The sequence below is a fragment of the Pantoea sp. CFCC18177 genome (genome assembly GCF_059412425.1).
Window position 1 is genome coordinate 49137 of the sequence record NZ_JBNBPL010000026.1, and the last position, 25415, is coordinate 74551.

The window sequence follows — 25415 nt, forward strand, 5'->3', positions numbered from 1 at the left end:
TCGTTAAATGAGACTCAGGAAATACAATAAAAGTTTGGGGATTTTGTCATTAATTGCAGGCGCTGTATTACTCAGTGGCTGCGATAGTGCGTTGTTAAATCCCAAAGGACAGATTGCACTGGAGCAACGTTCGTTGATTCTGACAGCTTTCGGCTTGATGATGATCGTAGTTATCCCGGCAGTCTTCATGGCGGTATTCTTTGCCTGGAAATATCGGGCAACAAATACTAATGCAACATATAGCCCTAACTGGTCACACTCTAATAAAGTGGAAGCCGTGGTCTGGACCATCCCGATCCTGATCATCATCTTCCTCGGTGTGCTAACCTGGAAATCGACTCACGCTTTAGAGCCAAGCAAACCGCTGGTCTCTGATGTGAAGCCGGTTGAAATTGATGTTGTCGCGCTGGACTGGAAATGGCTGTTTATCTACCCAGAACAGGGTATTGCGACGGTTAACCAGATTGCCTTCCCGGCAAACACTCCGGTTAACTTCAAGATCACCTCCAACTCCGTAATGAACTCCTTCTTTATTCCTACGCTCGGTAGCCAGATCTACGCCATGGCGGGCATGCAGACTAAACTGCACCTGATCGCCAATGAGCCAGGAACATTTGACGGTATCTCTGCGAACTTCAGCGGTCGCGGTTTCTCTGGCATGAAATTCAAAGCCATTGCAACCAAAGACGATGCGGAATTCCAGCAGTGGGTGGCTAAAGTTAAAGCAGCACCTAACGCGCTGACTACCATGGATGATTTCGAGAAACTGGCTGCGCCAAGCGAAAATCACCCAGTGGAATATTTCTCTACTGCGAATCCAGAACTGTTCAAGCAGGTTATTGATAAGTTCATGATGAGCCACGGGAAAATGGACATGTCAGAGCACAAAGGCATGGACATGAATCACGCCGCTGCTGCGGGAGCCGAGGAATAATACGATGTTCGGAAAATTAACACTGGATGCAGTGCCCTACCACGAACCCATTATCGTGGTTACGGTTGCCGCAATCATCTTAGGTGGTCTGGCACTGGTTGCCGCGATTACTTACTTTGGTAAGTGGCAATACCTGTGGTCAGAATGGTTTACCTCTATTGACCACAAAAAACTGGGTATCATGTACATCATCATGGCTTTCGTCATGCTGCTGCGCGGCTTTGCCGATGCGGTAATGATGCGTACCCAACAAGTCATGGCTTCCGCAGGTGAAGCCGGCATCTTACCACCGCACCACTACGACCAGATCTTCACCGCTCACGGCGTGATCATGATCTTCTTCGTAGCGATGCCTTTCGTGGTAGGTCTGATGAACATCGCGGTACCGCTGCAAATCGGTGCACGTGACGTTGCCTTCCCGTTCCTGAACAACCTGAGCTTCTGGTTTACCGCGATCGGTGTGATCCTGGTGAACATTTCTCTGGGTGTGGGCGAGTTCGCACAGACCGGCTGGCTGGCTTATCCGCCACTTTCGGGCGCGGAATACAGTCCTGGCGTCGGGGTCGATTACTGGATCTGGAGTCTCCAGCTTTCCGGTATCGGTACGACACTGACCGGTATCAACTTCTTCGTGACCATTCTGAAGATGCGTGCACCGGGCATGGACCTGTTCAAAATGCCTGTATTCACCTGGGCATCACTGTGTACTAACGTCCTGATCATCGCTGCGTTCCCGGTACTGACCGTTACGCTGGCACTGTTGACACTTGACCGTTACCTCGGCTTCCATTTCTTCACCAATGAAATGGGCGGTAACATGATGATGTACGTCAACCTGATTTGGGTCTGGGGTCACCCGGAAGTATACATCCTGGTTCTGCCGGTCTTCGGTGTGTTCGCGGAAGTCACTGCGACCTTCTCGAAAAAGCGTCTGTTTGGTTACACCTCTCTGGTGTGGGCGACCATCGCCATTACCGTTCTGTCGTTCATCGTTTGGCTGCACCACTTCTTCACCATGGGTGCCGGTGCGAACGTTAACGCCTTCTTCGGTATCATGACGATGATCATCGCGATTCCGACCGGCGTGAAAATCTTCAACTGGCTGTTCACCATGTATCAGGGTCGCGTTGAGTTCCACTCAGCGATGCTGTGGACCATCGGCTTCCTGGTCACCTTCTCTATCGGTGGTATGACAGGTGTTCTGCTGGCGGTTCCAGGTGCAGACTTCATTCTGCATAACAGCCTGTTCCTGATTGCTCACTTCCATAACGTCATTATCGGTGGTGTGGTGTTCGGTTGTATGGCAGGTGTGACCTACTGGTTCCCGAAAGCATTCGGCTTCACCCTGAACGAAAAATGGGGTATCCGCGCCTTCTGGTTCTGGATCATCGGTTTCTTCGTTGCCTTCATGCCGCTGTACGCGCTGGGCTTCATGGGTATGACTCGTCGTATCAGCCAGGACATCGATCCTCAGTTCCACTCACTGCTGGTGGTTGCAGCAGGCGGTGCGGCACTGATTGCATGCGGTATCCTGTGCCAGATTACCCAGTTCTACGTTTCTGTGCGTGACCGCGACCAGAACCGCGATCTGACCGGTGACCCGTGGGGCGGTCGTACGCTGGAGTGGGCAACCTCTTCACCGCCACCGTTCTACAACTTTGCTGTTATCCCTCATATCCACGAGCGTGATGCGTTCTGGGAAATGAAAGAAAAAGGCGAAGCCTACAAGCAACCAGAAAAATATGAAGAAATTCATATGCCGAAAAACAGCGGCGCAGCCCTGATTATCGCAGCATTCATGACCGTATTTGGTTTCGCGATGATCTGGCACATCTGGTGGCTGGCTGGCCTTACCTTCCTGGCCACAATTGTGACCTGGATTGTGAAGAGCTTCGATGAAGACGTGGATTACTACGTTCCGGTTGCTGAAGTTGAGCAAATCGAGAAGAAGCACTTTGACGAAATCAGCAAAGCAGGTCTGAAATAATGTCAACTGAAACTGCAAAACACCACCACGACGCCCATGCGGAGCATGGGCATCACGATGCAGGAGCCAATAAAGTCTTTGGCTTCTGGATCTACCTGATGAGTGACTGCATTATCTTCGCAACCCTGTTTGCGACCTATGCAGTTATGGTCAATAACACTGCCGGTGGCCCGGCAGGTAAAGACATCTTTGAACTGCCGTTTGTGCTGGTTGAAACCGCGCTGCTGCTGCTCAGCTCCATTACTTATGGAATGGCAGTGATTGCGATGAACAACCAGAACAAGGGTTCGGTCATCAGCTGGTTGGCATTGACCTTCCTGTTCGGTGCCGGATTCATCGGTATGGAAATCTATGAATTCCATCACCTGATTCTGGAAGGCTTTGGTCCTGACCGCAGTGGCTTCTTGTCAGCGTTCTTCACGCTGGTCGGTACCCACGGTCTGCACGTGACCTCTGGCCTGATCTGGATGGCAGTGATGATGTTCCAGATCTCTAAACGTGGTCTGACTGCAACCAACCGCACCCGTATCATGTGCCTGAGCTTGTTCTGGCACTTCCTGGATGTGGTGTGGATTTGCGTATTCACCGTTGTCTATCTGATGGGAGCCATGTAATGAGTCATTCAGTTAACGAACATGGCGCTTCTCACGGTAGCGTGAAGTCCTACATGATCGGCTTCATCCTCTCTATCATCCTGACCGGTATTCCGTTCTGGATGGTAATGGATGGCGGCGCATCACACGGCACAATTCTGGGTGTGGTTCTGGTGTGTGCAGTGGTTCAGGTGCTGGTGCACCTGGTCTACTTCCTGCACTTAGACAGCAAGTCAGAAGGTGGCTGGAACATGGTGGCGATTGTCTTCTCAGCACTCATTATATTGATTGTTGTCGTCGGCTCACTGTGGATCATGTGGAACCTCAACTACAACATGATGGCCGACTAAAGAGTCACACGTAATGATTAAGCAATACCTGCAAGTAACAAAACCAGGAATTATTTTCGGCAATTTAATTTCTGTGATCGGTGGATTCCTGCTGGCCTCCAAGGGCAGCATTGATTACACCCTGTTTCTCTATTCGCTGGTGGGCGTATCACTGGTTGTCGCATCAGGTTGTGTCTTCAACAACGTGATTGACCGTGATATCGACATCAAGATGGAGAGAACGCGGAACCGTGTTCTGGTCAAAGGCCTGATCTCGGCGAAAGTAAGCCTGGTTTATGCAACCGCATTGGGTATTGCTGGCTTTGCGCTGCTGTATTTCGGTGCTAATCCGCTGGCCATGTGGCTGGCGGTGATGGGCTTCGTGGTGTACGTCGGCATTTACAGCCTCTACATGAAGCGTAATTCCGTCTACGGCACACTGATTGGTAGCCTTTCTGGCGCAGCGCCGCCAGTGATTGGCTACTGCGCAGTCACCAACCAGTTTGATGCTGGCGCCTTGATCTTACTGGCTATCTTTAGCCTGTGGCAGATGCCGCACTCGTACGCGATTGCGATCTTCCGCTTCAAAGATTATCAGGCTGCCAACATTCCGGTTCTGCCGGTGGTGAAAGGCATTTCGGTCGCTAAAAATCATATTACGCTGTATATCCTGGCGTTTATGATTGCGACCCTGATGCTGACACTTGGCGGTTATGCCGGCTACAAGTATCTGGTGGTTGCTGCGGCAGTGAGCGTATGGTGGCTTGGCATGGCACTTTCAGGATACAAAACCTCAAACGATAAAGTTTGGGCGCGTAAACTGTTCGTGTTCTCTATTGTCGCTATCACTGCACTGAGCGTGATGATGTCGGTTGATTTCATGACACCGGCCTCAAAAGACTTACTGACGTACGTCTGGTAATACAGCTCCGCAAATCCAGAAAGGGCGCGAATTTCGCGCCCTTTCTTTTTGTTACCACTGCTTAAGAACAAATGTTTTACCCGCCCTACCCTGCTGCCTAAAATGGGCGCAGCTTAATTTTGAGGTAAACATGAACGACAATAAAATGACGCCAGTAGAGCTTCGGGCTACATGGGGTTTAGGTACAGTATTTTCCCTGCGCATGTTGGGGATGTTTATGGTCCTGCCAGTACTCACCACCTATGGCATGGCGTTGCAGGGAGCCAGTGAAACCTTAATTGGTCTGGCAATTGGTATCTATGGTCTGGCACAAGCCGTGTTTCAGATTCCGTTTGGTCTGCTCTCCGATCGTGTCGGCCGTAAGCCGCTCATCGTTGGCGGATTACTGCTCTTTGTTCTCGGTAGCGTCATTGCTGCCATGACCACCTCCATCTGGGGGGTGATTCTTGGCCGTGCGCTGCAAGGCTCAGGCGCGATTGCCGCGGCTGTCATGGCGTTGCTTTCCGACCTTACCCGTGAACAGAACCGCACCAAAGCGATGGCGTTTATCGGTATCAGCTTCGGCGTGACCTTTGCTATTGCGATGGTTGTCGGCCCGATCGTTACCCATGCGCTGGGCTTACATGCGTTGTTCTGGATGATTGCCATCCTTGCCACACTCGGCATCGTCATTACGCTGCTGGTGGTACCCAACGCGCCTAATCACGTATTGAACCGTGAATCAGGCATGGTCAAAGGCAGCATCCGCGCGGTACTCGCCAATCCAAAGCTTCTAAAGCTGAACATCGGCATTCTCTGCCTGCACATTTTGCTGATGTCGAGCTTTGTCGCCCTGCCGGGTCAGTTTGAGCAAGCCGGCCTTCCGGCTTCTGAGCACTGGAAGATTTATCTGGTGACGATGCTGGTGGCGTTTGTTGCTGTGGTGCCCTTCATAATTTATGCCGAAGTCAAACGCCGCATGAAACGTGTGTTTGTCGGCTGTGTTGCCATGATCCTGATCGCGGAAATTGTACTCTGGGGTGCAGAGGGTCATTTCTGGACGCTGGTGATTGGCGTACAGCTGTTCTTCCTTGCCTTTAATCTGATGGAAGCGATTCTGCCCTCTCTGATCAGTAAAGAGTCACCGCCAGGCTACAAAGGTACCGCGATGGGGATTTACTCCACCAGCCAGTTTATTGGTGTGGCGATTGGCGGCAGCATGGGCGGCTGGATCTTTGGCCACTTTGATGCGCAGACGGTATTTCTGGTGGGTGCGATTGTGGCAGCAGCGTGGCTGTTTGTGGCGATGTCGATGCAGGAGCCACCCTATGTCAGCAGTCTGCGTATGGTGTTAAGTGATAACGTGTTAGCAGTCCCTAACCTGGAGAAGCGTCTGAAAGCACAACCGGGGGTTTCTTCGGTGTTTATCGTGCCGGAAGAGAAGAGCGCGTACATCAAAATAGACAGTAAAGTGACGAGCCGCGTCGAAATCGAAGCGCTGCTCGCCAGCTGTTAATTTGAGATAAAACAAACCTTAGCGACGCAATTTATTACGCGATAAATCGCGCCGCTTCGGTTAAATGGCATCACGATAGCGACATCGGGATGCCAGAGCATGCCAATCCTTACAACGACATATCCACCACAATACGCCCTTCAATCTTGCCAGCGTGCATACGAGCAAAGATATCGTTGATATTGACCAGTGGTTCGACCGCGACGTTCGCTTTCACCTTATGACGACCCGCGAAATCCAACGCTTCCTGCAAATCTTTACGCGTGCCAACAATTGAACCACGCACTGTAATACCATCCAGCACCATATCGAAGATCGACAGGTCGAATTTACCCGGTGGCAGACCATTCAGCACCATGGTCCCGCCGCGACGCATGGTACCAATCGCTTGTTCGAAGGCCTTAGGCGAAACCGCCGTTACCAGCACGCCGTGTGCGCCGCCAAAACTTTCCTGGAACACTTTCGCAGGATCAACGTTCTTAGCATTGGCCACCACGCTGGCACCCAAGCGCTTAGCAAACGCCAGCTTCTCATCGTCGATATCAACCGCAGCGACATTCAGCCCCATCGCCACCGCGTACTGCACCGCCATATGCCCTAAGCCACCGATGCCCGATACCACTACCCAATCACCCGGTTTGGTGTCGGTCATTTTCAGGCCTTTGTAAACCGTCACACCGGCGCAGAGAATGGGCGCGATTTCGTTGTAATCGATATTTTCCGGGATAATGCCAACGTAGTTAGCATCCGCCAGGCAGTATTCCGCGAAGCTGCCGTTCACTGAATAACCCGCGTTCTGCTGCGATAAACACAGCGTTTCCCAACTATCGAGACAGTGCTCACAGTGACCACAAGCTGAATACAGCCATGGCACGCCGACGCGATCGCCCAGTTTAAGATGTTTCACGCCCTCACCCAGCGCCACCACCTGGCCGACACCTTCGTGGCCCGGAATGAAAGGCGGGTTGGGCTTGATGGGCCAGTCACCCTCTGCAGCATGCAGGTCGGTATGGCACACGCCGGTAGCAGCGATTTTCACCAAAATCTGGCCCGGCCCGACTTGTGGAACCGGCACTTGTTCAATCACTAACGGCTCGCCGAAGGCTTTGACGACAGCAGCTTTCATGGTGGTTTTGATTTGCATATTCATCGTTCTCTCTCCATTTGATCGGATGCGGACTTAGAACAAGCCCAAAGGCGCAGTGCCATAGCTGACCAGCAGATTTTTGGTTTGTTGATAGGCGCTCAGCGCCATTTTGTGGGTCTCGCGTCCCACGCCCGATTGCTTATAGCCACCGAATGCCGCGTGTGCAGGATAGATGTGATAGCAGTTGGTCCAGACGCGACCCGCTTTGATACCACGCCCCATGCGGTACGCCAGATTGGTGTCTCTGGTCCACACCCCCGCACCAAGACCAAACTGGGTTTCATTGGCAATCGCCAAAGCTTCCGCTTCGTCTTTAAAGGTGGTGATACCAATCACCGGTCCAAAAATCTCTTCCTGGAAACAACGCATCTGGTTATTGCCTTTGATCAGGGTTGGCTGAATATAAAATCCGTTATCCAGCTCTGCGGCGACGCTGGCGCGATCGCCTCCTGTTAGAATTTGCCCGCCTTCGTCACGGGCAATGTTGATATATGAGAGTATTTTGTCGAATTGCTGACGTGAGGCCTGCGCACCGATCATGGTGTCGGTATCCAGCGGATCGCCGCGGCGAATGTTGGCGACTTTGTCCATCACGCGTGCCATAAACGGCTCATAGATGGATTCATGGATCAAGGCACGGGACGGACAGGTACAGACTTCGCCCTGATTGAAGAAGCCCAACACCAACCCTTCCACGGCTTTTTCGATAAAGTCCGATTCACCGTCCATCACGTCGGCAAAGTAAATATTGGGTGATTTGCCGCCCAACTCTACCGTGCAGGGAATGATGTTCTCCGCCGCGCAAGCCATGATATGGCGCCCGACAGGCGTTGAACCGGTGAAGGCGATCTTGGCAATACGTTTGCTGGTTGCCAGTGCTTCACCGGCTTCGCGGCCAAAACCTTGCACCACGTTCAGTACGCCCGCCGGGAACAGATCGCCAATTAACTCCATCAACAAGGTGATCGCCAGCGGCGTTTGCTCTGCAGGCTTTAGCACCACGCAGTTGCCTGCCGCCAGCGCCGGTGCCAGTTTCCAGGCGGCCATCAACAGCGGGAAGTTCCAGGGAATGATTTGGCCCACCACGCCCAGTGGCTCGTGGAAATGATAAGCCACTGTGGTTTCATCAATCTCTGCGGTACTGCCTTCCTGTGCACGCAGGCAGCCTGCAAAATAGCGGAAGTGATCCACCGCCAGCGGTAAATCCGCATTCAGGGTTTCTCGAATCGGTTTTCCGTTATCCCAACTTTCCGCGACGGAGAGCATTTCGAGATTGGCTTCAATGCAGTCGGCCACCTTCAACAGCAGGTTGGCGCGATGTTGTACGCTGGTTTTTCCCCAGGCGTCAGCGGCCTGATGAGCAGCGTCCAGTGCTAAATCGATATCGCGTGCATCCGAACGCGGAAATTTCGCAATATCGCTGCCATCAACTGGCGAGGTGTTAGTGAAATACTGGCCGCTGAGAGGCTCTGTGAATTTGCCCGCAATAAAATTACCGTAGGTCGCTTTGAAGGTCACCAAAGCGCCGGGCGTACCGGGATGTGCATAACGCATCGCAAACTCCTTCATGTAGGGTCAGGTCTTATAAGCTGGCAGCGGCAACCTGTGGGTCAACAGATTGAACAGCCCGCTGCCGTGATGACTATTGCAGCGGACGTGCCAGTTTTTTTCAGCTTGCGAAAATTTAAAAAATCGTTATATCTATCATCGCGTTATAAAACCAATAGCCCTTTTAGTCGCGCGGGTTCTGACAGTTAAAATCCTCATCTGTGTTGCGTATCGCAACACCACAGAAACCGAACCGCTACAATGTCGCAACACTTTCGCTTAGGCATGAGGTTACCAATGCAGGGAAATTCAGCCGCGTCTGCCGTTCATACCAATCCGCTCTTGAGCGACTCCTGGTTCCGTAGCCAGCTGTATGGTCTCGACCGCACCGCCGATGATTTTCCGCGCGTTCGCCAGGGCGAACTGGCCGATGTGCTTGCCAGTAATGCTGGCTTACAACAGTTCGCGCAGCCGGTGATCAAACAACTGGCGCAGAAACTGGCCGAGAAACAGTCAGTATTGATCCTCTCTGATGCGACCGGGCTGGTGCTGAATACTTTTGGCGATATGCAATCGATGGAGAAAGCGCAACGCTTTGCCCTGGCGCCAGGCAATCTGTGGAGTGAATGTGGACGCGGCACCAACGCCATTGGCACTGCACTCGCAATTAATGATGGCTGTGAGATCGACGGTCATCAGCACTTCCTTACCCTCAATCAAGACCTGTATTGCGCAGCGATGCCGCTGCAGATGCCCAATGGACAGATTGCGGGCGTTTTGGACATTTCTGGCCCAGCGCACTTCCCTCACCCGCAAACCTTCCAGTGGGTGCAGGCCGCCGCGAAGCAGATCGAATATTTGTGGGTTAAGCAGAGCCTGCATCCGCAACAGTGGCTGATGAGCCTGCATGTCGAACCACAGGGCATTGATACCAGCGATGAGTTGCTGCTGGTGTTTTCCGATAACGTGCTGACGGCCGCCAACCGCATTGCGATGCGGGAGTTGGCACTGAGCGCCGAGCAACTGGGTACGCTAACGTTTCAACAACTGTTTCCGCAGCTAGAACAGCAGGCCAATAGCATCCCGCTGCCGATCGATTATGCCCAGCAACACTATTATTTCCGCCTGCGCGCGCCCCATCGCCAGCACTTTGCGACACCGAGTGAACCCGCCGTCGATCTGCCCTTCTCATTACGCCGTGATGGCGAAAAAATGGTGCGCCTGATGAATGCGGGTGTTTCACTCTGTATTCACGGAGAAACCGGCAGCGGCAAAGAGTATGTGAGCCGTGCGCTGCACCAGCAAAGCCGCTGGCGTGACGGTAAATTTGTCGCGATCAACTGTGCGGCGATCCCCGAAGCGTTAATCGAGTCGGAGCTGTTTGGTTATCAGCCCGGTGCCTTTACCGGCGCCAGCAAAAATGGCTACATCGGTAAAATCCGCGAGGCCGATGGCGGCGTGCTGTTCCTGGATGAGATCGGCGATATGCCGCTGTCGTTGCAAACCCGTCTGCTGCGCGTGCTGCAGGAGAAAGAAGTGGCGCCACTCGGGTCCAGTCGCAGTTGGCCGGTGAACTTTGCCGTGATTTGCGCCACGCACCGTGATTTAGCGCAGCGAGTGGCTGAAGGCGAATTCCGCGAGGATCTGTTGTACCGCCTGCAGGAATTTTCCATGACCATCCCACCGCTGCGAGCCTGGCCAGACGTTCAGGGCTTTATCAGTCGGTTGTGGATTGAACTGGGCGGTGCTGAACGTGATATTCAACTTTCCCCCGCCTTACTGGAATCGCTGGCGCAGTTGCCCTGGCCGGGAAATGTACGTCAGCTGCGCAGTTTGTTGCGCGTGCTGTTGGCGTTAGCCGATGAAGGCGAAGAGGTAACGGATGTGCATTTACCGGCCGAATACCGCCGGGCAGCAATAATGCCCATCGAAGATCGTCAAAGCCATGATGAACGCTTGATTAGCGAAACGCTGCAGCGCTTCAACGGCAATATCAGTAAAACAGCAGAAGCATTAGGCGTCGCGCGCAGCACGCTCTATCGTCGTGCGGCACGCGACAAACGCGATTAATCGCGGAAGTTTTTGAACTGGAATGGCTGACCGAGGTTGCCGCCGCGCACCAGCGCCATGGCACCTTGCAGGTCATCACGTGATTTTCCGGTCACGCGCAGTTCTTCACCCTGAATTTGCGTCTGCACCTTCAACTTGCTGTCTTTGATCAGCTTGACCAGCTTTTTAGCGATATCGCTTTCGATACCTTTTTTCAGCTTGGCTTCCACGCTCCAGCTTTTACCGCTGTGAATGATCTCTTCTGGCACTTCAATCGCTGCGCCTTCAATACCGCGTTTCAGCAGCTTCTCGCGCAAAATATCCACCAGCTGTTTAACCTGAAAATCAGATTCGCTGGTGATTTTGATGGACTCATTCTTTTCGTTGAGCTCAATGGAAGCGCTCACGTTGCGGAAATCGAAACGGGTTGAGATCTCACGGTTGGCATTCTCCACCGCATTACGCACTTCCGGCAGTTCGACTTCGGAAACGATATCGAAAGATGGCATCTTTTCTTCTCCTGATACTAAAGTGACATGCATAATACGCGTCTTATGGCGCTAATTAAACACGATACGCGGAAAGCTATACTTAACGATGTCGTGAAATTGAGAACCCCTCAGCGGGAGGCAAAATGAAAATTACCGTGTTGGGTTGCGGCGCCCTGGGTCAGATTTGGCTCGCCGCTCTCGCACGCCAGGGACATGAGGTTCAGGGCTGGTTGCGCGTGCCGCAACCCTACTGCTCGGTAAACGTGATCGATCCCCAAGGCAACGCCAGCAATCACACGTTCATTGCCAACGATCCGCTGTTTCTTGCTGAAAGTCAGCTGCTGCTGGTGACACTGAAAGCGCCGCAGGTTTCTCCGGCAGTGAAGAACCTGCAAAGTGTGTTGCCGGCACATGCGCCGATTCTATTACTGCATAACGGTATGGGCACGCTGGAAGAACTCAAAGAGCTGCCACAGCCCCTGTTGCGGGGGATTACCACCCACGCCGCAATGCGCGATGGCACGGTAATCAAACATGTGGCATACGGTATAACTCATATCGGCCCCACCAGTCGCGAAAGCGCCTCACTGAGCGATCTCGCTGACATCCTGCATCAGGCGCTGCCTGACGTGGCCTGGCATGACAACATTGCTTCCGCCAGCTGGCGCAAACTGGCGGTGAATTGCGTGATCAATCCGCTCACCGTTGAGCATGATTGCCAGAATGGTGCTCTGCGCGCCTGGCCAGAGCAGATTGCCACGCTGTGTGAAGAGATCGCCTGGGTGATGGAGCGCGAGGGCCAGCACATCGCGGTCGATAACCTGCGCGACATCATTTATGACGTCATTGACAGCACCGCGGGCAATACCTCCTCGATGTTGCAGGACGTGCGCGCGCAGCGTCTGACCGAAATTGATTACATCACCGGCTACCTGCTGCGCCGCGCCCGCGCGCAGGGGATTACCCTGCCGGAAAACACCCGTTTGTACGACCTGATTAAACGCAAGGAGTCCCAATATGAGCGCGAACGCATCGGTTCTGGTTTGCCTGGCACATGGCAGTGAAGAGATCGAAGCCGTTACCACCCTCGATCTGCTGGTACGCGGCGGTATCAGCGTCACCACTGCCAGCGTAGAGAGCGACGGCACGTGCGAGATTGTTTGCTCACGCGGTGTGCGCCTGCTGGCGGATGCGCCTTTGGTCGAAGTGGCCGATAACGATTATGACGCCATCGTCTTGCCAGGCGGCCTGAAAGGCGCGGAGACATTTCGTGACAGCCCACTGCTGGTGGAAACGGTACGTCAATTTCACCTCGCTGGAAAAATTGTTGCGGCTATCTGCGCTGCACCGGGCACAGTGCTTATTCCACACGACCTGTTTCCGGTAGGAAACATGACGGGTTTTCCCGGATTGCGTGACACCATCCCCGATAAACACTGGATGGATCGCCGCGTGGCCTGGGACCCGCGCGTCAACCTGTTAACCAGCCAGGGGCCGGGCACTTCGATGGATTTTGCGCTAAAACTGATTGATTTGTTGGTGGATAAAGAGAAAGCGCGTGATGTGGCGTCACAGCTGGTGCTGGCGGCAGGGATTTATAATTATCAGGAATTTGAAGAGCGTGAATAACAGCGTTGTGACGCAGTAAAACGGACATAAGGGTAGCGGCGCAATTCATTGCGCATGTCACAGCGGCAAGGTGCCGGATGCAACACGCGCGATAAATCGCGCCGCTACTTGATCTATCGCCGTTACGGGCGATAAACCTTCACATTTTTAAAGCCCTGCTCATGCAGATACAGCGCCTGTAAACGGCTCATCACGCCACGATCGCAATACAGCAGCCAGGTTTTCGCCTGATCCAAATCGCCAAACTGGGTACTCAGCTTGTAGAACGGCAGTGATTTCACGTCCACGCCTTCTACCTGCAAGGGCGAGGCTTCCTGCTCATCCACCGAACGGATATCCAGCACCACGTCGTTGGCCATGAATGAAGCCACAGTCTCCACTTCAACCACTTCTTCCTGGGCCTTTTCGGCAATCTCACGGATATCGACGTTGGTGGCTTCCTGTACCATGCGATTGAGGATCTCAAAATCGAAGTTCTGTTCTTCCGCTTCGATCTTCGCCTTCACCGCTTTCACCGTTGGGCTTTTAGAGATCACACCACAATATTCCGGCATGGTTTTGGCAAAATCTTCGGTACCGATTTTGCGCGCCAGATCGATGATGTGCTCTTTATCGTGCGAAATCAGCGGGCGCAGAATCAAAGTATCAGAGGCGTTATCAATAAGACGCAGGTTGGTCAGCGTCTGGCTCGACACCTGGCCCAGCGCTTCACCGGTCACCAGTGCCTGCACGCCGTAACGCTCAGCGACCATAGAGGCCGCACGTACCATCATACGTTTCAGCACCACGCCCATCTGGCCGTCATCGACTTTTTCCAGAATCTCACCGACCACCGGTTCAAAGTTGATCGCCACAAAGCGCACGCGATGTGAGCGGCCAAAACGCTGCCACAAATAGTGTGCCACCTGACGGACGCCAATTTCATGCGCGGCGCCGCCAAGGTTAAAGAAGCAGTAATGCACGCGGCAACCACGACGCATCAGCATATAGCTGGACACACCGGAATCGAAGCCACCGGAGATCAGCGACAGCACATCTTCTTGCGTGCCAATAGGGAAACCACCCAGCCCGGCATAACGCCCAGTAATCAGCAGCAGACGATCGTCTTCAATCTCCAGATTCACCGTCACGTCCGGGTGATTCAACTGCACGCGGGCCGTTTCAATGTGCTGATTAAGACCACCACCAACGTAACGCTCCACATCAATTGAGCTGAAGCTGTGTTTGCCGCGGCGCTTAACGCGCACACAGAAGCTTTTGCCCTCAAGACGTTCGCGATTGAGCGCCAGCGTCTGCTCAAAGATATCGTGCATGTCGGTATAAGGCTGATCTTCCACCGCCAACACATGATGAATACCGGGAATACGCGTCAGCTCATCAATAACCACATCACGCAAGGATTCCTTCTTCGCGCGGACTTCGATGTGATCCCAGTGGCGCACCACGGCGATCTCTTCGTCGACCGTACGCAGCGTATTACGGATGTTGCCGGTCAAAATCTTGATAAAACGCAGACGCACCGACTGACTTTTGATGGTGATTTCTGGGAAGAGCTTGATGATAAACTTCATGAGGATACTGGTTCGTTTGGGCAAATAAGTGCTAAAAGCATCGGCACTTAGCTGTTAAGATCATATAATTACGGGTTAAGCAAAAGCACCCGCATCCGAGGCGCAAAAGTATACCACCTTTGTGATGCGACTGCTTCAAGCAACCGTCATCACATTCATTAATTTGCTAATTAATCCTCGTCGGCTACCATGACCGATTGCAAGATGATTCCCAACCTGTGAGTCGACACTGAATATGCCGAAAAAAGCCGAAGCGCCAGCCAGTTTTGAAAGCGCATTACAGCAACTGGAACAGATTGTTAGCCGTCTGGAGAGTGGTGAATTACCGCTTGAAGAGGCGCTAAACGAATTCGAACGCGGCGTTCAACTGGCTCGTACTGGTCAGCAAACCCTGCAACAGGCTGAGCAGCGCGTACAGATCCTGCTCAGCGATGACAAAGATGCCGCGCTGGCACCGTTCACGCCGGAAAATGAGTAATGGATTTCGCTAAATTACTGAACGCGTACCATGAACGCGTCAATCTGGCGTTGACGCGCTTAATAGATCCACTTCCTTTTCAGAGTTCTCCTCTGGTGCAAGCGATGCAATATGGGGCACTATTAGGCGGTAAGCGTTTGCGCCCCTTTTTGGTGTATGCCACGGGTGAGATGCTGAAGGCCGATGCGGCCAGTCTGGATGTACCGGCAGCTGCCGTGGAATGCATTCATGCCTACTCTCTGATTCATGATGATCTGCCGGCGATGGATGACGATGCGTTACGCCGCGGGCAGCCAACCTGCCATATCAAATATGGTGAAGACACGGCCATTCTCGCCGGTGATGCTTTGCAAACCCTGGCATTTTCGATTCTGGCCGATCAACCTATGCCGGGCGTCAGCGCGGAAGCGCGTATTGCTATGATATCTGAACTGGCTCAGGCCAGCGGCGTCGCGGGGATGTGCGGCGGACAAGCGCTGGATCTGGCTGCAGAAGGCAAAAGCGTCAACTTAGCGCAGCTTGAACAGATTCATCGTCACAAAACCGGCGCGTTGATTCGCGCAGCAGTGCGTCTTGGCGCCTTGGCTGCAGGCGAACGTGGCCGTGCCGCCCTGCCGGTTTTAGATACCTACGCCAACGCCATCGGACTGGCGTTTCAGGTGCAGGATGACATTCTGGATGTGGTCGGCGACACCGCGGTGTTAGGCAAAACCCAGGGTGCGGATCAGGCATTAGGTAAAAGCACCTATCCGGCGCTGATGGGGCTGGAAAACGCTCGCAGTAAGGCTTGGGATCTTTATCAGGAAGCGATTGGCGCGCTGGATATTCTGGCGGAGCAGTCCTATAACACCATCGCCTTGCAAGCACTGGCAAGCTTCATAATTGAACGCGATAAATAACTTTCATAATGAGTCTCTGATGAGTTTTGATATTGCAAAATACCCGACACTGGCGTTAGCAAGCACGGTTCAGGAATTACGTTTATTACCGAAAGAAAAACTTCCGGTACTGTGTGACGAACTGCGTCAGTATCTGCTGGACAGCGTGAGCCGATCTTCCGGCCACTTCGCATCGGGTCTGGGCGTCGTCGAACTAACCGTCGCGCTGCATTATGTTTATAACACCCCGTTTGACCACTTGGTGTGGGACGTTGGCCATCAGGCTTACCCGCATAAAATTTTGACCGGACGCCGCGATCGTATCGGTACCATCCGTCAGAAAAATGGCCTGCATCCTTTCCCATGGCGTGGCGAGAGCGAATATGACGTATTGAGCGTCGGCCACTCGTCGACCTCCATCAGCGCCGGTTTGGGTATGGCCGTTGCTGCTGAGCGTGAAGGCAAAGGCCGCCGCACCGCCTGTATCATCGGCGATGGCGCAATTACCGCCGGCATGGCGTTTGAAGCGATGAACCACGCGGGTGACATCAAGCCCGACATGCTGGTGATCCTCAACGATAACGAGATGTCGATCTCTGAGAACGTCGGCGCACTCAACAATCGCCTGGCTCAGATCCTCTCGGGCAAAACCTATTCACGCCTGCGCGAAGGCGGCAAGCGCGTATTGGGTGGTCTGCCACCGATCAAAGAGCTGGTGAAGCGCACCGAAGAACATCTGAAAGGGATGGTGGTACCGGGCACGCTGTTTGAAGAGCTGGGCTTCAACTATATTGGCCCGGTCGATGGCCACGATGTGCTGACGCTGGTCAGCACGCTGAAGAACATGCGAGACTTAAAAGGCCCGCAGTTCCTGCACATCATGACCAAAAAGGGCAAAGGATACGCGCCAGCAGAGCAAGATCCGATCGCCTGGCATGCCGTACCGAAATTTGATCCTGCCAGTGGTTCTCTGCCCAAAAGCGCCCCTGGATTGCCGAGCTATTCCAAAATTTTTGGCAACTGGCTCAGCGAAATGGCCGCTGACGATCCGCGCCTGATGGCGGTAACGCCCGCGATGCGCGAAGGCTCAGGCATGGTCAGCTATTCCCGTGACTATCCGCAGCAATATTTCGATGTGGCGATTGCCGAACAGCACGCGGTGACTTTCGCGGCGGGTATGGCGATTGGCGGCTACAAGCCGGTGGTAGCGATTTACTCCACTTTCCTGCAGCGTGCCTACGATCAGCTGATTCACGACGTTGCCATCCAGAAACTACCGGTCCTGTTTGCTATCGATCGCGGCGGTATTGTGGGGGCTGACGGACAGACCCATCAGGGCGCATTTGATATCGCTTTCCTGCGCTGTGTGCCAGAAATGGTGATCATGACGCCAAGTGATGAAAACGAGTGTCGCCAGATGCTCTACACCGGTTATCACTACCAGGATGGCCCAAGCGCCGTGCGCTACCCGCGTGGCACTGGCACCGGCGCTACCCTGGAGCCATTGGCTGCACTGCCGCTCGGTAAAGGGATTGTGAAACGCCGTGGCGAGAAACTGGCGATCCTGAACTTCGGCACCCTGTTGCCAGAAGCGCAGGCGGCAGCGGAAGCGCTCAACGCCACCTTGGTGGATATGCGTTTTGTGAAGCCACTGGATGAAGCGCTGATTGCGGAACTGGCGGCCAGCCATGATTCGCTGGTGACGCTGGAAGAAGGGGCAATTAAAGGCGGTGCCGGTAGCGGCGTGAATGAATACGTCATGGCGAAGCGCCTGCGCGTACACGTGCTGAACCTCGGTCTGCCGGACGAATTTATCCCTCAAGGCACTCAGGAAGAAGTTCGTCACGATTATCAGCTGGATGCCGCCGGTATTCAGCAGCAAATCACCGCCTGGCTGGCACAGTAATCCCCTCCCCGCTCCTGCTGCTATGCTTAGGGGATCCCTAACGCATAAGAGCAGGAGCTCCAATGAAAACCATTCGTTTAGGCCAAACCGACTTACAGGTTTCGCGTCTGTGTTTAGGCTGCATGACCTACGGCGATCCAATGCGCGGCAACCACGCCTGGACCTTGCCAGAAGAGAGCAGCCGTCCCCTGATTAAGCAGGCATTAGACGCTGGAATTAACTTTTTCGACACCGCCAACAGTTATTCCGATGGCAGCAGTGAAGAGATTGTCGGACGTGCGCTAAAAGATTTTGCCCAACGCGATCGGGTGGTGGTGGCCACCAAAGTCTATTTCCCACTCAGCAACCTCTCTCAGGGCCTGTCGCGCCAGAATATCCTGCAATCGATTGATGACAGCCTGACCCGTCTCGGCATGGAGTACGTTGACCTGTTGCAGATCCACCGCTGGGATTACCACACGCCGATTGAAGAGACGCTGGAAGCCCTGAATGAGGTGGTGAAAGCCGGTAAAGCTCGCTACATCGGCGCATCGTCGATGCATGCTGCGCAGTTTGCGCAGGCGCTGGACCTGCAGAAACAGCACGGCTGGGCCCGTTTTGTCAGCATGCAGGATCAATACAATTTGATTCAGCGCGAAGAAGAGAACGAAATGCACCCGCTGTGCGAGCGTGAAGGCATTGCGGTGCTGCCGTGGAGCCCATTAGCGCGCGGCAAGCTGACTCGCCCCTGGGGTGAAACCACGGCGCGATCGGTGTCGGATAACGTGATGGAGAAGCTCTACACCGGCACCGAGGAGAATGATGCGGCGATTGCCGAGCGTCTTGCCACCATCGCAGCGGATAAAGGTGTGACGCGCGCGCAGGTGGCGCTGGCATGGCTGTTACACAAACCGGTGGTGACCGCCCCGATTATTGGCGCATCACGTGAACAGCAGTTTGCGGAGTTAGTGAAAGCCGTGGATGTTGAACTGAGTTCAACGGATATCGCTGAGCTGGAAACGGTGTATCAACCGCATCCGGTGGTGGGATTTGAATAGATACCAATAAGCGCAATGAATTGCGCCGCTACCGGCCAGGCACTCATCTGTAGTAGCGCAATTCTTCGCGTAAATTTGATTCCGCCGCTACCGGGGCACACTTCTGTAGCGGCGCGATTCATCGCGCAATTTGAATTAAAGCACCAGCCCCAATCCATATAAAATCACCGCCGAAATCACCCCAGCGATAATATCGTCCACCATAATGCCCATGCCGCCGTGTACATTCTGATCGAACCAGCGGATCGGCCAGGGTTTCCACATATCAAAAATACGGAAAATAACAAAACCGGCTAACACCCACTGCCAGCTCATCGCAGGAATCGCCATCAGCGTGATCCACATACCGATAAACTCGTCCCAGACGATGCTGCCGTGGTCGTGCACGCCCATATCTTTTGCCGTACGATGGCAGAGATAGACACCAACACTGATACCAATCAGCACCACCAGCGAATAGATCTGCAGTGGCAGAAACGTCATCAGCCACCAGAAAGGAATCGCGGCAATCGAACCCGCGGTTCCCGGCATAATCGGGCTGAAGCCGCTGCCAAAGCCCGTTGCCAGTAAATGCCACGGATTACTCAGCCGCAGGCGACTTTTGGCCACATCTTTACTTCGAGTCAAAGTGATCAAATCCCTTGTGATTAAAGCTGCGCGGCTTGCCGTTTTCCAGCAGCGTCAAACCTTCAGCTTCCGGTGCTATCTGTCCAATACAGGTGTAAGGCACGCCAAGATGCCCCAGCGCCACATCCAGCGCCCCGCGATTGACTTCCGGCACGGTAAAGCACAGCTCATAATCTTCGCCGCCGCTTAATGCCCAGGTCAGAACCTGTTCCGCATCAAAGTGGTCACGCAAAGCAGCAGAGAGCGGCAACGTTTCCAGGTTGAGGCGCGCACCCACGCGGCTGGCGGTCAGAATATGGCCGAGATCGGAAATCAGGCCGTCGGAGATATCAATCGCCGAGGTTGCCAGGCTACGCAGCGCCTGGCCTTGTAACACACGCGGCATCGGGCGCAGATGGCGCTTAATCAACACTTCATGCACCGCCGGGTCATTCAGGCGATGATGATGTTGCAACAGCGATAAGCCCGCTGCGCTGTCACCCAGCGTACCGGTGACAAAAATCCAGTCACCCGGTTTCGCGCCCGATCGTTTCAGCGCGCGCCCCACCGGCACCAGGCCGTGAATGCCGAGGGTTAAACTGAGTGGCCCGCGCGTGGTATCGCCGCCGATCAGCTGCATATCGTAGTAATCCAGCAGTTCAAACAGGCTGTCACTGAAGGCCGCCAGCCAAGGCTCGTTGATCTCGGGCAGCGTGATGGCCAGCGTCAGCCAGGCGGGATCCGCACCCATCGCCGCGAGATCGCTGAGATTGACCGCCAGCGCTTTATAACCGAGATCGGACGGATGGATATCGCGTAAGAAGTGAACACCCACCACCAGCGTATCGGTGCTAATGGCCAGCGTCTGTTTTTCGGGCACGTTCAGTAACGCACAGTCGTCACCAATTCCTTTCTCCACATCGCGGCGGGAGCTGGTGACGCGGTTAAAATAACGTGCGATCAGTTCGAATTCACCACAGGACATAAGTCAGGTCTCAATGAAAAAAGGCCGGAGAACCGGCCTTAAGCATTATTTTTTGTTAGGTCGAATTTGTGGGGCTGCTTTATCCAGCACGCCGTTGACAAACTTGTGGCTGTCTTCAGCGCCAAACACTTTGGCCAGTTCGATACCTTCGTTGATGGCCACTTTATAAGGCACATCCGAACGCTTACTCAGCTCATACAGCGAAATACGCAGAATGGCTTTTTCTACCTGGCCCAGCTCTTCCAGCTGGCGTGACAGGTAGGGCTTCATCAGACCGTCCAGGTACGCGCTGTTAGTCGCCACACCGGCCAGCAATTCGCGGAAATAGCTAATATCGACGTCTTTGACGTCTTGTTCCGCCAGAAACTGGTATTCCACATCGGCAATGTCGTTGTTCGACAGCTGCCAGGAGTAAAGCGCCTGGACAGCGCACTCACGGGCGCGACGACGAGCAGCAGGTTTCACAAAATTCCCCTTACAAAAATCAGGCTTTGATGGCTTTCAATACGTTAATCATTTCGAGTGCGGTCAGGGCCGCTTCGGCGCCTTTGTTACCCGCTTTGGTGCCGGCGCGTTCAATCGCCTGCTCGATGTTTTCGGTGGTTAACACGCCGAAAGTCACCGGAATATCGCTGGTCATTGCCACATTAGCAATCCCCGAGCTGGCTTCACCTGCCACATATTCGAAGTGGGCGGTGCCGCCACGGATCACGGTTCCCAGCGCCACGATTGCGTCGTGCTTGCCGGCTTTCGCCAGTGCGCGCGCTGCCAGTGGCAGTTCATAAGCACCAGGAACCCAAACCACAGTGATGTTTTCTGCTTTTACCTGGCCGATACGCTTCAGCGCATCAACGGCGCCATCCAGCAGGCTGTCATTAATGAAGTTGTTAAAACGCGCAATAACGATGGCAATGTTAGCATCAGGCGTGGCAACAGGAGCTTCGATAACTTTCATACATATCCTTTGGGTGTTTGATTTGTGGCCCCGCAGAAGGGGGCGGATTCTATCATACTCTTCGGCGACGCGCTCAGGCTTTTCAGTCAATGCTTAAGCGGGCGTCAGGGTCAGTCGCAGGTCCTCTCCGACCTTGCGCACATCACTGAATTTCATGACTGACGCATCGGCCAGTTGTTCAAGTCCGGGCAGTTCACACAGACCACGTGCCGCATTGCCCAGTAGCTTCGGTGCCATGTAGACGATCAGCTCATCCACCAAACCCACCTGCAAAAGTGCCCCGGCCAGTTGCGCGCCCGCTTCTACCCAGACGGAGTTAATCTGCCGCTGACCGAGTAACATCATCATCGCCACTAAGTCCAGTTGTTCACCGCGCAGCGGCACCGCAATCTGGCTGACGCTCTCCGGCCAGTTTTGCTGATCGATTTCACTGCGCATCAGCCAGGTTTCACCGGGTTGTGCGATAAGCCGGTGCTGCGGCGTAACGCGCTGTTGGCTATCAATGACTACACGCACCGGCTGGCGCAGCGACGCTTCATCAAGCTGCTGGCGCGTGCTCTCGTTCAGTTCATTCCAGCGCACCGTCAGCGAGGGATTATCCGCTAACACCGTGGCACTGGTGGTAAGAATAGCCGAACTCTGGGCACGTAAATGTTGCACATCGCGCCTTGCAGCCGCAGAGGTGATCCACTGGCTTTCGCCACTGGCCATTGCTGTGCGCCCATCAAGGGATGCGCCGAGTTTGAGTTGGATCCACGGGAAGCCAGTGCGCATACGTTTCAGAAAACCGCGATTCAATGCTTCCGCTTCGCTCATCATTAGACCGTGGCTGACCTCGATGCCCGCCTGTTGCAGACGATATAATCCGCGCCCTGCCACTTGCGGGTTAGGGTCCTGCATCGCGGCTACCACGCGGCTGACGCCTGCAGCGATTAACGCATCACAGCATGGCGGCGTACGCCCATGGTGGCTGCAAGGTTCCAGCGTGACATACGCCGTGGCACCCTGAGCCTTTTCACCTGCCATACGCAACGCGTGCACTTCGGCATGAGGTTCACCGGCACGCTGATGCCAGCCTTCGCCAACCACTTCGCCGTCGCGCACGATGACGCAGCCGACGTTAGGATTGGGGGTAGTGGTGAAACGTCCGCGTCGCGCCAGTTCCAGCGCTCGCGCCATGTAGCGTTCGTCAGTCATGGCTTAGTCCTGTAAGCGGGCGATCTCTTCGCCAAAATCACGGATATCTTCGAAACTGCGATAAACCGAAGCAAAGCGGATGTAAGCCACCTTGTCGAGCTTCTTCAGCTCTTCCATTACCAGGTTACCCACCAGCTTGCTGGGGATTTCGCGCTCACCGGTAGCGCGCAGTTGGGTTTTGATGTGGTTAACGGCGTTATCCACCGCATCCGCGCTGACCGGGCGTTTTTCCAGCGCCTTCATCATGCCGCTGGCGAGCTTATCTTCGTTAAAGGGTTCACGCACATCGTTGCTTTTCACCACTCGCGGCATCACCAACTCCGCCACTTCAAAGGTGGTAAAACGCTCATGGCACACCAGACACTGGCGGCGACGGCGCACCGAAGAACCTTCACTGACCAGACGCGAATCAATCACTTTGGTGTCCACAGCGGAGCAGAAGGGGCAATGCATGACGTTTCCTGTCGCGAGATAAATAGGCCACACAGTGTAGCGCGATCTCGATGGCAACTAAATACACGAGGCTGAATCACCACCCTGCTCACAGACATAACAGCCCAAACCAACTCCTCCGCAAAAGCCACTACGCTTAAAGAGCCAATCCGGCACAATTGCAGGAGGTTATATGGGTCTGTTCAATTTCGTTAAAGAAGCAGGGGAAAAGTTATGGGATGCGGTAACCGGCGCTGACGATCCCAGCAAGAAATTACAGGATCACATTAAGCAACTGGGTTTGCCTGACAGTGACAAAGTGAAAGTCGATGTGCAAGGCGATACCGTTACGGTCAGCGGCGATGGTATATCCCAGGAGCTGAAAGAGAAAATACTGGTGGCAGCCGGTAACGTGGCCGGGATTACCAAAGTCGATGACAAGGTTACGGTGTCGGATTCGGCGCCAGAAGCGCAATTCTACACGGTGAAAAAAGGCGATACCCTGAGCGCGATTTCCAAACAGGTTTACGGGAATGCCAATGAATACAACAAGATTTTTGAAGCAAACAAGCCAATGCTGACGCATCCTGATAAGATCTACCCCGGACAGGTATTACGCATTCCCAATTAACACAAGGACATTGCATGACGATCAGGACGTTTTGGGCACCTGCAGCGCTTTCGCTGCTGGTACTCAGTGGTTGTAGTTCAACGCCGACTTCACCGCAGGTCAAAGAGTTACATCAGGAAGTGAGCCAGCTTAATCAACAGATGCGCAAGCTCACCAATCAGGCGACCGCGCTGGAAATCCAGGGGCAGCTCAATGGTCAGTCAACCCAAGGGGCGTGGTTACTACCGCAGGCTAATACGCCGGTGGAGCTGCAAACTCAAGTGGGTAAATTGCGTTTGTCGCTGTCACGTGTGGAAGGCGAAGCCAGCGGCAGTCGTGCCACTCTGAACATTCGATCTACCGATGATCAGCCAATTCCCGCCCTGAGTGCCACCGTGGTGTGGGGTGAATTAGACCCGGCCAGTGGTAAACCGCTGAATGCGGAGAGCCTGAGCCAGACCATTCAGGTGGAAGCCAGCCTGATGCCTCGCAGTTCAGTCACCGTGCCATTGCGTTTGAGTGGGCTCACGCCCGATCAACTGGGCTACGTGCGCGTCCATGATGTGCAAGGTGTCGCTGAAGTCAAAAAAACGCCCTGATCAGCAGGCATAAAAAAACGGGCTGCACCTGGCAGCCCGTTTTCATTTCACTCAACGCATCAAGGCAAGATCGAAGGCTGATCTGCGCCCTCTTTCTCAACTTTCTGCACCAGCATATGTTCACGTTTCATCCCCAGTTTCAGCGCTAACGCAGAAGAAACATAGATAGATGAAACGGTACCGATAGTGACACCGATCAGCATGGTGAGTGAGAAACCTTTCAGCAACGCGCCACCAAAGATGAATAGGATCAGAATCATTGCCAGTGTGGTCAACGAGGTGATCAAGGTACGGCTCAAGGTCTGGGTCAGCGACACGTTGGTAATGTCGTAAGACGAGCCGCGACGGATCTTGCGGAAGTTCTCACGAATACGGTCCGACACCACGATCTTATCGTTAAGTGAGTAGCCGATGACAGACATCAACGACGCAACAATCGTCAGATCGATCTCGATATGTGCCAGCGACAAAATGCCGCAGGTGATGATCACGTCGTGCGCCAGTGCTAGTACGGTGCCCAGCGCCAGACGCCACTCAAAGCGGAAGCCGATGTAAATCAGAATCGCAATCAATGCTGACAACAGCGCCATCGCACCGGCCTGCGCCAGATCGCTACCCACACTTGGGCCCACGAACTCGATGCGCTTCACAGTGGCGTTTTGCTGCGTCGTCTGGTTAATCGACGCCAAGACTTTGGCACCGAGTTCCTGACCTGCCGCGCCAGTGGCTGGCGGCATACGCACCATCACGTCACGGCTGCTGCCGAAGTTCTGCACCAGCGGCTCCTGGAAGCCCGCTTTCACCAATCCTTCACGCAGTGCGTCCAGATCGGCCGGTTTTTCCAGGTTAATTTCAATCACCGTACCACCGGTAAAATCAAGGCCCCAGTTGAAGCCTCGCACACCGATCATGGCGATAGACGCCACAATCAGCAGACCGGAGATGATGAAGGCCAGCGTATCCCAGCGCATAAAGTCAATGACCTTACGCCCATGGTTTAGCTGTTCAATACTATAGTCCTGTGCCACAACGCACTC

At 54.0% G+C, this 25415-nt stretch carries 26 protein-coding genes; 15 read left to right on the forward strand and 11 right to left on the reverse strand.

Going from position 1 to position 25415, the window contains the following annotated elements:
• Nucleotides 1-7: 7 nt before the first annotated feature.
• From cyoA to ACPUC8_RS21300, 6 genes are all read left to right on the forward strand, one after another.
• Complete coding sequence (cyoA, locus tag ACPUC8_RS21275; protein ID WP_039330050.1) at nucleotides 8-934, forward strand: cytochrome o ubiquinol oxidase subunit II; 927 nt, start codon at nucleotides 8-10, stop codon at nucleotides 932-934.
• A 4-nt stretch (nucleotides 935-938) separates the two neighbouring features.
• On the forward strand, nucleotides 939-2921 hold the full coding sequence (gene cyoB, locus ACPUC8_RS21280) for a cytochrome o ubiquinol oxidase subunit I (RefSeq protein ID WP_039330047.1): 1983 nt from the start codon (nucleotides 939-941) through the stop codon (nucleotides 2919-2921).
• Nucleotides 2921-3535, forward strand: a complete 615-nt coding sequence (locus ACPUC8_RS21285; protein WP_038648564.1) for a cytochrome o ubiquinol oxidase subunit III — start codon at nucleotides 2921-2923, stop codon at nucleotides 3533-3535. Before cyoB ends, ACPUC8_RS21285 begins: the two co-directional genes overlap by 1 nt.
• On the forward strand, nucleotides 3535-3864 hold the full coding sequence (locus ACPUC8_RS21290; protein ID WP_034828092.1) for a cytochrome o ubiquinol oxidase subunit IV: 330 nt from the start codon (nucleotides 3535-3537) through the stop codon (nucleotides 3862-3864). Before ACPUC8_RS21285 ends, ACPUC8_RS21290 begins: the two co-directional genes overlap by 1 nt.
• A 13-nt stretch (nucleotides 3865-3877) precedes the next feature.
• Nucleotides 3878-4765: a heme o synthase gene (gene cyoE, locus ACPUC8_RS21295; RefSeq protein ID WP_039330043.1), complete on the forward strand. Its 888-nt coding sequence runs from the start codon at nucleotides 3878-3880 to the stop codon at nucleotides 4763-4765.
• 130 nt (nucleotides 4766-4895) lie between these two features.
• Complete coding sequence (locus tag ACPUC8_RS21300; RefSeq protein WP_039330041.1) at nucleotides 4896-6260, forward strand: MFS transporter; 1365 nt, start codon at nucleotides 4896-4898, stop codon at nucleotides 6258-6260.
• A gap of 109 nt (nucleotides 6261-6369) precedes the next feature.
• Here the strand turns inward: ACPUC8_RS21300 and adhP are convergent, their stop codons facing one another.
• Nucleotides 6370-7404, reverse strand: coding sequence for an alcohol dehydrogenase AdhP (gene adhP, locus ACPUC8_RS21305; protein ID WP_197063315.1), 1035 nt, complete (start codon nucleotides 7402-7404; stop codon nucleotides 6370-6372).
• 36 nt (nucleotides 7405-7440) lie between these two features.
• Nucleotides 7441-8961, reverse strand: a complete 1521-nt coding sequence (gene exaC / locus ACPUC8_RS21310) for an acetaldehyde dehydrogenase ExaC (protein WP_494927266.1) — start codon at nucleotides 8959-8961, stop codon at nucleotides 7441-7443.
• Nucleotides 8962-9252: 291 nt separating this feature from the next.
• On the opposite strand from exaC, the gene ACPUC8_RS21315 reads away from it, so the two are divergent.
• Nucleotides 9253-11025, forward strand: a complete 1773-nt coding sequence (locus ACPUC8_RS21315; protein ID WP_039330037.1) for a sigma-54-dependent Fis family transcriptional regulator — start codon at nucleotides 9253-9255, stop codon at nucleotides 11023-11025.
• Here ACPUC8_RS21315 and ACPUC8_RS21320 read toward each other — a convergent pair.
• Nucleotides 11022-11513, reverse strand: a complete 492-nt coding sequence (locus tag ACPUC8_RS21320) for a YajQ family cyclic di-GMP-binding protein (RefSeq protein ID WP_039330035.1) — start codon at nucleotides 11511-11513, stop codon at nucleotides 11022-11024. The genes ACPUC8_RS21315 and ACPUC8_RS21320 overlap by 4 nt on opposite strands.
• Before the next feature lie 125 nt (nucleotides 11514-11638).
• On the opposite strand from ACPUC8_RS21320, the gene panE reads away from it, so the two are divergent.
• On the forward strand, nucleotides 11639-12559 hold the full coding sequence (gene panE / locus ACPUC8_RS21325) for a 2-dehydropantoate 2-reductase (RefSeq protein ID WP_039330032.1): 921 nt from the start codon (nucleotides 11639-11641) through the stop codon (nucleotides 12557-12559).
• Nucleotides 12513-13124 (forward strand): protein deglycase YajL, encoded by a 612-nt coding sequence (gene yajL, locus ACPUC8_RS21330; protein WP_039330031.1) that lies wholly within the window; start codon nucleotides 12513-12515, stop codon nucleotides 13122-13124. The genes panE and yajL overlap by 47 nt, the downstream gene beginning before the upstream one ends.
• 122 nt (nucleotides 13125-13246) lie before the next feature.
• Here yajL and thiI read toward each other — a convergent pair whose 3' ends face one another.
• Nucleotides 13247-14695 (reverse strand): tRNA uracil 4-sulfurtransferase ThiI, encoded by a 1449-nt coding sequence (gene thiI / locus ACPUC8_RS21335; RefSeq protein ID WP_494927267.1) that lies wholly within the window; start codon nucleotides 14693-14695, stop codon nucleotides 13247-13249.
• A gap of 235 nt (nucleotides 14696-14930) precedes the next feature.
• Here thiI and xseB point away from each other — a divergent pair, with 235 nt between their 5' ends.
• From xseB to ACPUC8_RS21355, 4 genes are all read left to right on the forward strand, one after another.
• Nucleotides 14931-15173 carry an exodeoxyribonuclease VII small subunit gene (gene xseB / locus ACPUC8_RS21340; protein WP_039330029.1) on the forward strand — a complete coding sequence of 81 codons (243 nt, stop codon included), beginning with the start codon at nucleotides 14931-14933 and terminating at the stop codon, nucleotides 15171-15173.
• Nucleotides 15173-16072, forward strand: a complete 900-nt coding sequence (gene ispA / locus ACPUC8_RS21345; protein ID WP_494927268.1) for a (2E,6E)-farnesyl diphosphate synthase — start codon at nucleotides 15173-15175, stop codon at nucleotides 16070-16072. Before xseB ends, ispA begins: the two co-directional genes overlap by 1 nt.
• Before the next feature lie 19 nt (nucleotides 16073-16091).
• Nucleotides 16092-17957, forward strand: a complete 1866-nt coding sequence (gene dxs, locus ACPUC8_RS21350; RefSeq protein WP_494927269.1) for a 1-deoxy-D-xylulose-5-phosphate synthase — start codon at nucleotides 16092-16094, stop codon at nucleotides 17955-17957.
• A 62-nt stretch (nucleotides 17958-18019) separates the two neighbouring features.
• Nucleotides 18020-18994, forward strand: coding sequence for an aldo/keto reductase (locus ACPUC8_RS21355; protein WP_039330025.1), 975 nt, complete (start codon nucleotides 18020-18022; stop codon nucleotides 18992-18994).
• Between the two features lie 135 nt (nucleotides 18995-19129).
• Here ACPUC8_RS21355 and pgpA read toward each other — a convergent pair whose 3' ends face one another.
• The 6 genes from pgpA to nrdR all read right to left on the reverse strand — a co-directional run bounded on the left by pgpA (nucleotide 19130) and on the right by nrdR (nucleotide 23190).
• Nucleotides 19130-19621, reverse strand: a complete 492-nt coding sequence (gene pgpA / locus ACPUC8_RS21360; RefSeq protein ID WP_039330023.1) for a phosphatidylglycerophosphatase A — start codon at nucleotides 19619-19621, stop codon at nucleotides 19130-19132.
• On the reverse strand, nucleotides 19608-20585 hold the full coding sequence (gene thiL, locus ACPUC8_RS21365; protein WP_494927270.1) for a thiamine-phosphate kinase: 978 nt from the start codon (nucleotides 20583-20585) through the stop codon (nucleotides 19608-19610). Before thiL ends, pgpA begins: the two co-directional genes overlap by 14 nt.
• Nucleotides 20586-20630: 45 nt before the next feature.
• Entirely contained in the window at nucleotides 20631-21050 is a 420-nt protein-coding gene (gene nusB, locus ACPUC8_RS21370; protein ID WP_039330019.1) for a transcription antitermination factor NusB, read from the reverse strand.
• 19 nt (nucleotides 21051-21069) lie between these two features.
• Complete coding sequence (ribH, locus tag ACPUC8_RS21375; protein WP_039330017.1) at nucleotides 21070-21540, reverse strand: 6,7-dimethyl-8-ribityllumazine synthase; 471 nt, start codon at nucleotides 21538-21540, stop codon at nucleotides 21070-21072.
• Nucleotides 21541-21633: 93 nt separating this feature from the next.
• On the reverse strand, nucleotides 21634-22737 hold the full coding sequence (ribD, locus tag ACPUC8_RS21380; RefSeq protein WP_494927271.1) for a bifunctional diaminohydroxyphosphoribosylaminopyrimidine deaminase/5-amino-6-(5-phosphoribosylamino)uracil reductase RibD: 1104 nt from the start codon (nucleotides 22735-22737) through the stop codon (nucleotides 21634-21636).
• Nucleotides 22738-22740: 3 nt separating this feature from the next.
• Complete coding sequence (gene nrdR / locus ACPUC8_RS21385; RefSeq protein ID WP_034831027.1) at nucleotides 22741-23190, reverse strand: transcriptional regulator NrdR; 450 nt, start codon at nucleotides 23188-23190, stop codon at nucleotides 22741-22743.
• A gap of 172 nt (nucleotides 23191-23362) precedes the next feature.
• On the opposite strand from nrdR, the gene lysM reads away from it, so the two are divergent.
• Both lysM and ACPUC8_RS21395 read left to right on the forward strand, forming a co-directional pair.
• Nucleotides 23363-23800, forward strand: a complete 438-nt coding sequence (lysM, locus tag ACPUC8_RS21390) for a peptidoglycan-binding protein LysM (protein WP_039330013.1) — start codon at nucleotides 23363-23365, stop codon at nucleotides 23798-23800.
• A 14-nt stretch (nucleotides 23801-23814) separates the two neighbouring features.
• Nucleotides 23815-24378, forward strand: coding sequence for a SadB/YajI family lipoprotein (locus ACPUC8_RS21395; RefSeq protein ID WP_494927272.1), 564 nt, complete (start codon nucleotides 23815-23817; stop codon nucleotides 24376-24378).
• A 59-nt stretch (nucleotides 24379-24437) separates the two neighbouring features.
• On the opposite strand, the gene secF is transcribed toward ACPUC8_RS21395, so the two are convergent.
• On the reverse strand, nucleotides 24438-25406 hold the full coding sequence (gene secF / locus ACPUC8_RS21400) for a protein translocase subunit SecF (protein WP_494927273.1): 969 nt from the start codon (nucleotides 25404-25406) through the stop codon (nucleotides 24438-24440).
• Nucleotides 25407-25415: the final 9 nt, after the last annotated feature.

Coding starts and splice junctions, on each gene's coding strand:
- cyoA (WP_039330050.1), top strand. CDS start 8: ATGAGACTCAGGAAATACAATAAAAGTTTGGGGATTTTGTCATTAATT.
- cyoB (WP_039330047.1), top strand. CDS start 939: ATGTTCGGAAAATTAACACTGGATGCAGTGCCCTACCACGAACCCATT.
- ACPUC8_RS21285 (WP_038648564.1), top strand. CDS start 2,921: ATGTCAACTGAAACTGCAAAACACCACCACGACGCCCATGCGGAGCAT.
- ACPUC8_RS21290 (WP_034828092.1), top strand. CDS start 3,535: ATGAGTCATTCAGTTAACGAACATGGCGCTTCTCACGGTAGCGTGAAG.
- cyoE (WP_039330043.1), top strand. CDS start 3,878: ATGATTAAGCAATACCTGCAAGTAACAAAACCAGGAATTATTTTCGGC.
- ACPUC8_RS21300 (WP_039330041.1), top strand. CDS start 4,896: ATGAACGACAATAAAATGACGCCAGTAGAGCTTCGGGCTACATGGGGT.
- adhP (WP_197063315.1), bottom strand. CDS start 7,404: ATGCAAATCAAAACCACCATGAAAGCTGCTGTCGTCAAAGCCTTCGGC.
- exaC (WP_494927266.1), bottom strand. CDS start 8,961: ATGCGTTATGCACATCCCGGTACGCCCGGCGCTTTGGTGACCTTCAAA.
- ACPUC8_RS21315 (WP_039330037.1), top strand. CDS start 9,253: ATGCAGGGAAATTCAGCCGCGTCTGCCGTTCATACCAATCCGCTCTTG.
- ACPUC8_RS21320 (WP_039330035.1), bottom strand. CDS start 11,513: ATGCCATCTTTCGATATCGTTTCCGAAGTCGAACTGCCGGAAGTGCGT.
- panE (WP_039330032.1), top strand. CDS start 11,639: ATGAAAATTACCGTGTTGGGTTGCGGCGCCCTGGGTCAGATTTGGCTC.
- yajL (WP_039330031.1), top strand. CDS start 12,513: ATGAGCGCGAACGCATCGGTTCTGGTTTGCCTGGCACATGGCAGTGAA.
- thiI (WP_494927267.1), bottom strand. CDS start 14,695: ATGAAGTTTATCATCAAGCTCTTCCCAGAAATCACCATCAAAAGTCAG.
- xseB (WP_039330029.1), top strand. CDS start 14,931: ATGCCGAAAAAAGCCGAAGCGCCAGCCAGTTTTGAAAGCGCATTACAG.
- ispA (WP_494927268.1), top strand. CDS start 15,173: ATGGATTTCGCTAAATTACTGAACGCGTACCATGAACGCGTCAATCTG.
- dxs (WP_494927269.1), top strand. CDS start 16,092: ATGAGTTTTGATATTGCAAAATACCCGACACTGGCGTTAGCAAGCACG.
- ACPUC8_RS21355 (WP_039330025.1), top strand. CDS start 18,020: ATGAAAACCATTCGTTTAGGCCAAACCGACTTACAGGTTTCGCGTCTG.
- thiL (WP_494927270.1), bottom strand. CDS start 20,585: ATGTCCTGTGGTGAATTCGAACTGATCGCACGTTATTTTAACCGCGTC.
- ribH (WP_039330017.1), bottom strand. CDS start 21,540: ATGAAAGTTATCGAAGCTCCTGTTGCCACGCCTGATGCTAACATTGCC.
- ribD (WP_494927271.1), bottom strand. CDS start 22,737: ATGACTGACGAACGCTACATGGCGCGAGCGCTGGAACTGGCGCGACGC.
- nrdR (WP_034831027.1), bottom strand. CDS start 23,190: ATGCATTGCCCCTTCTGCTCCGCTGTGGACACCAAAGTGATTGATTCG.
- lysM (WP_039330013.1), top strand. CDS start 23,363: ATGGGTCTGTTCAATTTCGTTAAAGAAGCAGGGGAAAAGTTATGGGAT.
- ACPUC8_RS21395 (WP_494927272.1), top strand. CDS start 23,815: ATGACGATCAGGACGTTTTGGGCACCTGCAGCGCTTTCGCTGCTGGTA.